At 65.8% G+C, this 7,114-nt stretch carries 6 protein-coding genes; all 6 read right to left on the reverse strand.

Annotated elements, in window-relative coordinates:
• Positions 1-37: 37 nt before the first annotated feature.
• Positions 38-1,558 (reverse strand): mannitol dehydrogenase family protein, encoded by a 1,521-nt coding sequence (locus ACE04A_RS21950; RefSeq protein WP_259250175.1) that lies wholly within the window; start codon positions 1,556-1,558, stop codon positions 38-40.
• A 135-nt stretch (positions 1,559-1,693) separates the two neighbouring features.
• A complete protein-coding gene (locus ACE04A_RS21955; RefSeq protein ID WP_485820522.1) occupies positions 1,694-3,229 on the reverse strand; it encodes a D-arabinonate dehydratase in 1,536 nt (511 codons plus the stop codon).
• A gap of 51 nt (positions 3,230-3,280) precedes the next feature.
• Positions 3,281-4,147 carry a fumarylacetoacetate hydrolase family protein gene (locus ACE04A_RS21960; protein WP_279995798.1) on the reverse strand — a complete coding sequence of 289 codons (867 nt, stop codon included), beginning with the start codon at positions 4,145-4,147 and terminating at the stop codon, positions 3,281-3,283.
• Positions 4,148-4,178: 31 nt separating this feature from the next.
• Complete coding sequence (locus ACE04A_RS21965; RefSeq protein WP_438860220.1) at positions 4,179-4,925, reverse strand: SDR family oxidoreductase; 747 nt, start codon at positions 4,923-4,925, stop codon at positions 4,179-4,181.
• A 13-nt stretch (positions 4,926-4,938) separates the two neighbouring features.
• Positions 4,939-6,348 carry a TRAP transporter large permease gene (locus tag ACE04A_RS21970; RefSeq protein ID WP_259250183.1) on the reverse strand — a complete coding sequence of 470 codons (1,410 nt, stop codon included), beginning with the start codon at positions 6,346-6,348 and terminating at the stop codon, positions 4,939-4,941.
• Positions 6,349-6,406: 58 nt separating this feature from the next.
• Complete coding sequence (locus ACE04A_RS21975; RefSeq protein WP_448716750.1) at positions 6,407-7,069, reverse strand: TRAP transporter small permease; 663 nt, start codon at positions 7,067-7,069, stop codon at positions 6,407-6,409.
• Positions 7,070-7,114 lie beyond the last annotated feature (45 nt).

Consider the following 7,114-nt stretch of genomic DNA (forward strand, 5'->3'; position numbering starts at 1 on the left):
CCTTGATTCGTGGTCGGGAACCGGTAAGTGGGAACCCTTAAGTGGCGGCTTCCACGGCGAACATCACTCCGTGCTCGCGCAGGTTTTCCAGATGCGTGGTCAGGGCGGCGACGAACTCGGGCTTTTTACCCAGGTCGCCAAACACGGGTTTGAAACTTGCCAGCACCATGGCGCGGCGCTGCGCCGCTTGCGACGGGGCCGACGCCTGCGCGGCCACCTCGGCGCGCGACAGCAGCTTGGCCAGCCGCGCCGCCAGCGGGTCTTCGATGGCGTAGCGCGCGCCCAGTTCGTCTTCGCCCCGCAGATAGTGCAGCCACGCCGCCACGGCAAGCGTCAGGCGGTTGATGTCGTCGCCCGCGCGCAGGCGGTCGCGTATGGTTTCAAGCAGCCGTTGCGGCACCTTCTGAGAGCCGTCCATGGCCACTTGCGCGCTTGGGTGCGGCAAGGCCGGGTTGGCGATACGGGCCAGAAAGCGCTGGCGATATTCCTCCAGCCCACTACCCGGAATGCCCTTCAAGGTGGGCGCGATTTCCAGCCGCATCATGGCGTCGACAAAATCACGCAAGGCCGGCGTCTGCACCGACGCGCTGATGGTCCGGTGCCCCAACAAGGTGCCCAGGTAGGCAAAGGTGGAGTGCGGCCCATTCACCATGCGCAGCTTCAGCCGTTCGTAGGGCTCGGCGTTGCGCACAAAGGTAGCGCCGCCCTGCGTTTCCCAGGCGGGGCGGCCGGCGGCGAATTTGTCTTCGATCACCCAGTTCAGATAGGGCTCGCCCACCACGGGCCAGGCGTCTTGCACGCCCAGCCGCGTGGCGATGCGTTGGCGGTCGCCGTCGTCGGTGCCGGGCACCATGCGGTCCACCATGGAATTGGGAAAGGTGCAGTGCGCGTCGATCCATGCGGTCAGCGCCACGTCCACGCGCAGGGCAAAGGCCAGCACCAGGCTGCGCAGCATGTCGCCATTGCCGCGCAGGTTGTCGCAAGACAGCAGCGTGACGGGCGGTAGACCGCGCTCGCGGCGCAACGCCAGCCCATAGACCAGGATGCCGATGGTGCTGCGTGGGCGCTGCGGATTTTCCAGGTCGTGAAGAATGTCGGGGTCGTCCCAGCGCAGGTAGCCGGTGGCCGGCTCGTGGCTATACCCCTTTTCAGTCACGGTCAGGCTGACGATGCGGGTTTGCGGATACGCGATGCGCTCAAGCACGGCGTTGGGGTCTTCCTCGGCCACCATCACGCGCAGCACGGAGCCCACCACGCGCAGTTGTTCGCGGGCCTGCCCGTCGGTTCCCCCCTCGCGCAGGGCCAGCGTGTACAGGCCGTCTTGCGGCGTCAGCGCGTCGCGCGTGGCGCGGCTGCGCAATGACACGCCCAGGATGCCCCAGCTCAGGTCGCCGCTGGCCTCGATGGCCAGGTCCGTCATTACCGCCTGATGCGCGCGATGAAATGCCCCCAGACCCAAATGCACGATGCCGGGCGTGAGCCGGCTGCGGTCATAGGCGGGTTTCTCCACGTCTGCGGGCAGGCGTGGCAACGACTCCGAATTCAAACGTTCGAGCATGGTTGACCCAGGGCGGAAGGCGCCATGCACCCGTCGGATGACCGGCCAGTCGGCGCGCGAATGAGGATATCTGTAGACACGGAAATCTTCGATATCAAGACAGTGACTAAATGCAACATCACCGCCTTCCCGGCGCTACATCACCGCGCCCAGTTGCCACGGCACGAATTCGTTCTGGCCGTACCCATGCTCTTCACTGCGCGTGCGGCGTCCCGATGCCGTTTGCAGCATTAACTGGAAAATGCGTTCGCCCATCTGCGCCACGCTTTGCGCGCCGTCCACCACGTCACCGCAATTGATGTCGATGTCGTCGGACTGCCGCTGCCACAAGGCGGTGTTGGTCGACAGCTTCAAGGACGGCGCGGGTGCGCAGCCGTAGGCAGAGCCCCGGCCCGTGGTGAAGCAGATCAGGTTGGCGCCACCCGCCCCCTGGCCGGTGGCGGAGACGGGGTCGTAACCCGGCGTGTCCATGAACACCAGCCCGCGCGTGCGTACGGGCTCGGCGTATTCGAACACGTCGGTCAGGTTGGTGGTGCCGCTCTTGGCGATGGCGCCCAGCGACTTTTCAAGAATGGTGGTCAGCCCGCCCGCCTTGTTCCCGGCCGAGGGGTTGTTATCCATTTCGGCGTCATTGCGGGCGCAGTAGTCTTCCCACCAGCGCACGCGCGCCAGCAGTTTTTCGGCCACGGCGGGCGTTTGGGCGCGGCGCGTCAGCAGGTGTTCGCCACCATAGATCTCGGGTGTCTCCGACAGGATCGCGGTACCGCCATGGCGCACCAGCAGGTCCACCGCCGCGCCCAGCGCCGGGTTGGCGCTGATGCCCGAATAGCCGTCCGAACCGCCGCATTGCAGGCCCACCGTCAGATGGCTGGCCGGCACCGGCTGGCGCCGCACCTGATTGGCCTGGTCCAGCATGCGCTCGACCAGTTCAATGCCACGCGCCACGGTTTTGCGCGTGCCGCCGGTGTCCTGGATGTTGAAGGTATGCAAGAGCCCGCTTTCACGCAGGCCTTCTTGTTCCATCAAGCCGCCGATCTGGTTGGTTTCGCAACCCAGCCCCACCACCATCAGCCCGCCGAAGTTGGCGTGGCGCGCATAGCCGCCCAGCGTACGGCGCAGCACTTTCAGCGGCTCGCCTTCGCTGCCGGTGGCACAGCCCGCGCCGTGCGTCAGCGCCACCACGCCGTCCACGTTCGGACAGGCGGCCAGCGCGTCGGGATGGATGTCGCGGCGGAAATGGTCGGCGATGGCGCGCGCCACCGTGGCCGAACAGTTCACGCTGGTCAGGATGCCGATGTAGTTGCGCGTGGCGATGCGGCCGTCGGCGCGCACGATGCCATCGAAGGTGGCGGGTTGCGCCACGTAGTCAGTGGGGTGCGCGCCCTGCCCCACCGCGTAGTCGCGCTCGAATTCAGAGAACTCCAGATTGTGCGTGTGCACGTGCTGTCCGGCCGCGATGGCCTGCCGCGCCACGCCGATGATCTGGTTGTAGCGGCGCACCGGCTCACCCGCCGCAATGGCGCGCACGGCCACCTTGGGGCCGGGCGGCACCAGCCCCTGCACCGTCACGCCTTCACCTTCCAGCCGCGTGCCGCTGACCAGTTGGCGCCGGGCGATCACCACGTTGTCCGCCGGGTGAATGCGGATGAACGCCATTTCGTTCTGGGACATGAGGACTCCGGAAAATAAGGGGTACGGGCGGGGGTGCGGACGAGTTCGCGATCAACCGTCGATCAACGCGGGGTCCCAGGCGTGCACACGCTGGCGCTGTTCGCCCAGGCCCGCGATGCCCAGCTTGATCTCGTCGCCCGCCTTCAGGTAAATGGGCGCGGGCTTTTGCCCCATGCCCACGCCGGGCGGCGTGCCGGTGCTGATAAGGTCGCCGGGGTACAGCGTCATGAAGCGGCTAACGTACGCCACCAACTGCGCCACGCCGAACACCATGGTGCGCGTGCTGCCGTTCTGGTAGCGCTTGCCGTTCACTTCCAGCCACATCTCCAGGTCTTGCGGGTTGGGAATTTCATCGGCGGTGGCCAGCCACGGGCCGATGGGGCCGAAGGTGTCGCAGCCCTTGCCCTTGTCCCAGGTGCCGCCGCGTTCAATCTGGTATTCACGTTCGGACACGTCGTTCACCACGCAATAGCCGGCCACGTGCTTCATGGCGTCGGCCTCGCTGACGTAGCGCGCCTTCTCGCCGATGACCACGCCCAGTTCCACTTCCCAATCGGTCTTGATGGAATCCTGCGGCAGTACGACGGGGTCATTAGGCCCCACCACCGCTGAGGTCGGCTTCATGAAGATGACGGGTTCGGCCGGCACGGGCAGGCCCGATTCGGCGGCGTGGTCGGCGTAGTTCAACCCAATGCAGATGAACTTGCCCATGCCGCTCCACGGCGGCGCCACGCGCCCCGGGTTCGCCACCAGCGGCAGCGTGGACGCGTCCAGCGCGCGCAGTTCGGCCAGGCGCGCGGCGACTAGCGTTTGCGCGGTGATGTCGGGCAGCACGGAAGACAGGTCGCGCACCTTGCCCTCGGCGTCGATCAGGCCAGGTTTCTCGGCGCCCTTGGCGCCATAGCGCATCAGTTTCATAACGGTTCCTTGTTGCGAAAGAGGAAAACAATCAGTTGGACCAGCCGCCGTCGATCACCTGGGCAGTGCCCGTGGTGAAGGCGGATTCATCGCTGGCAAGATACACCGCCAGCGCGGCGATTTCATCGGTGCGGCCAATGCGGCCCATGGGTTGGCGGGCGGTGAAGGCGGCTTCGACCGCGGCTATCGTCTGCCCGCTGGCCGCGGCCTGCGCTTCGATGCGCTGGCGCAAGGACGGCGATTCCACGGTGCCCGGGCAGATGGCATTGCAGCGGATGCCTTGCGCCACGAAGTCCGCCGCCACCGACTTGGTCAGCCCGATCACGGCGGCCTTGGTGGCGCCATAGGCGCAGCGGTTGGGCGCGCCCTTGATGCTGCCCGCCACCGACGCCATGTTGACGATGGACCCCGTGCCGCGCGCCAGCATGCCGGGCAGGCAGGCGCGGATCAGCCGGTACATGGATCGCACGTTCAGGTTGAAGGAAAAGTCCCACGCGTCTTCGTCGCAGTCCAGGATGGTGCCGGCGTGGACGAAGCCCGCGCCGTTGAACAGCACATTCACCGGCCCCGCGCCTTCCACCAGTGCGGTGATGGCGCGCCCGTCGGTCACGTCCAGCACTTGCGTGCGGCAGCCGGACAGCGTCAGCAGCGCGTCGGCGTTGATGTCCACGGCCAGCACGTCCGCGCCTTCACGCGCGAACGCCTCGGCTACGGCGCGGCCGATGCCCTGGCCGGCGGCGGTCACGATGGCGGTCTTGCCTTGCAGTCTTTGCGACATGAGTGCGTGCTCCTTATTTGCCGGCCATGCCCATGGCAGTGGGCAGCCACAGCGTGATCTGCGGGATGTAGGTAATGGCGATCAGCGCCGCGAACAGCGGCAGCAGCCACGGCAGGATGGCCATGGTGGTGCGTTCGACCGACAAGCGCGACACCCTCGCCAACACGAACAGCACCATGCCCATGGGGGGATGCAGCAGGCCGATCATCAGGTTCAAGACCATGATCAGGCCGAAGTGGATGGGGTCGATGCCCAGCTTCAGCACGATGGGCAGCAGGATGGGAACCAGGATCGTGATGGCGGCAATGGTGTCGATGAAGCAACCCACGATCAGGATCAGCACGTTGGCCATCAGCAGGAATACCCACTTGTTCTGCGTCACGCTCAGGATGGCGTCGGTCAGCGCCTGCGCGGCCTGCGTGGTGGTCAGCAGCCAGGCAAAGACGGATGCCGCCGTCACGATGAACAGCACGGATGCGGTGGTCTCGATGGTGTCGAATGACGCCTTGGCCAACGTGCGCAACGTCATCGAGCGGTAGCGCACCAGGCCCAGGAACAGCGCCCAGATCACGGCGGCCACGGCGGCCTCGGTGGGGGTGAACCAGCCCAGCGTCATGCCGCCAATCAAGATCACCGGCGCCATCAAGGCCATGACGGCCGAAAAGTTGAAGCGCCAGTCCAGCAGCAGCAGCGCCGCGAACGCAATGCCGGTGGCCAGGTTAGGCGACACGCCCGCCAGCGTCATCAACCAGATCGACAGCGGAAACGTCAGCACGATCAGCACTTCCAGCCCCGCGCCGCCCAGGCGCTTCCAGTTGAACGCGACGTCGCCGCCCCAGTTGTTGCGGCGCGCGTAATAGGCCACGGTCAGCATCATCAACAGGGTCAGCACGGCGCCCGGGATCAGGCCCGCCAGGAACAGCGACCCGATCGACACGTTGGCCATCATGCCGTAGATGACGAAGGGCAAGGACGGCGGAATGATGGGGCCCAAGGTGGCGGACGCGGCGGTGACGCCCACCGCGAACTCGGTCTCGTAGCCATGGTCTTTCATGGCCTTGATTTCAATGGTGCCCAGGCCCGCCGCGTCGGCAATCGCGGTGCCCGACATGCCGGCGAACACCACCGAGCCGATGATATTCACCTGCCCCAGGCCGCCGCGCATCCAGCCCACCAGCGCCACCGCGAAGTTGTAGATGCGGCCGGTGATGCCGGCGATGTTCATCAGGTTGCCCGCCAGGATGAAGAACGGCACGGCAAGAAGCGGAAACGATTCAATGCCCGCGATCATGCGCTGCGCCACCACCACGTCGGGCACGCTGCCGGAAACCAGAATGAACAGCAGCGACGCGCCCACCATGGACACCGCCACCGGCAGGCCCAGGATCATCAACAGCAGAAACGTTCCAATCAAAATGCCCATGTCTTGCTCCCGGATAGGCAATGCGGGGTCATCAGGAATTGCGGCGCGGTGAACACGATCAATCCAGCGCGTCGTAGGCCGCGGGGTTTTCCAGGATGGAATAGCCTTGCCGCCAGTTGCGCGCCGACACTTGCAGCGACCGCAGGAACATCATGGCAAAGCCCGCCAGGGCCACCCAGTACACGTAAGACTTGTTCCAGAACAGCGTGGTCATGGGCTCGTCGCCCACCAGCACGATGTAGCGGTACGTGAGCCACACCGCGTAGCCAAAGAAGGCGGTGCGCAAGATATCGATCACGGTGGCCAGCACGCGGCCCACCGGCTTGGGCAGGTAGCGGTACAGGAAGTCCACCTGAATATGGCGGCAGGTCCGCACGCACATGGCGGCGCCCAGGAACACCACGCCTATCAGGCAATACACCGCCAGTTCCTCGGTCCAGGCAAAGGAGTCGTTCAGCACGTAGCGGGAGAAAAACTGCAAGAAGACCAGCAGGGACATCACCCAGAATATGCCCAGGCAAATCCAGTCTTCAGGTTGATAGCCGGACAGGTCGACCGTGTGCTGGTCGGCCTCTTCGAAGCTGTGGACGATGTCGTCGACGCTGGTCTGGTGCGGGCCGGATGATGAACCGGAAGACGGGTTGGCGTGGCTGGGCGCCGACACCGGACCCGGCCCATGGCTCACGGCCGCCATCGGCGCCGCTTTCGCGTTGGAGTGCATGACGTTCCCCTGATCGGATGTCGGTGGGTCGGCGGGCCGCAAGGG

Source organism: Achromobacter colocynthidis (assembly GCF_057334535.1).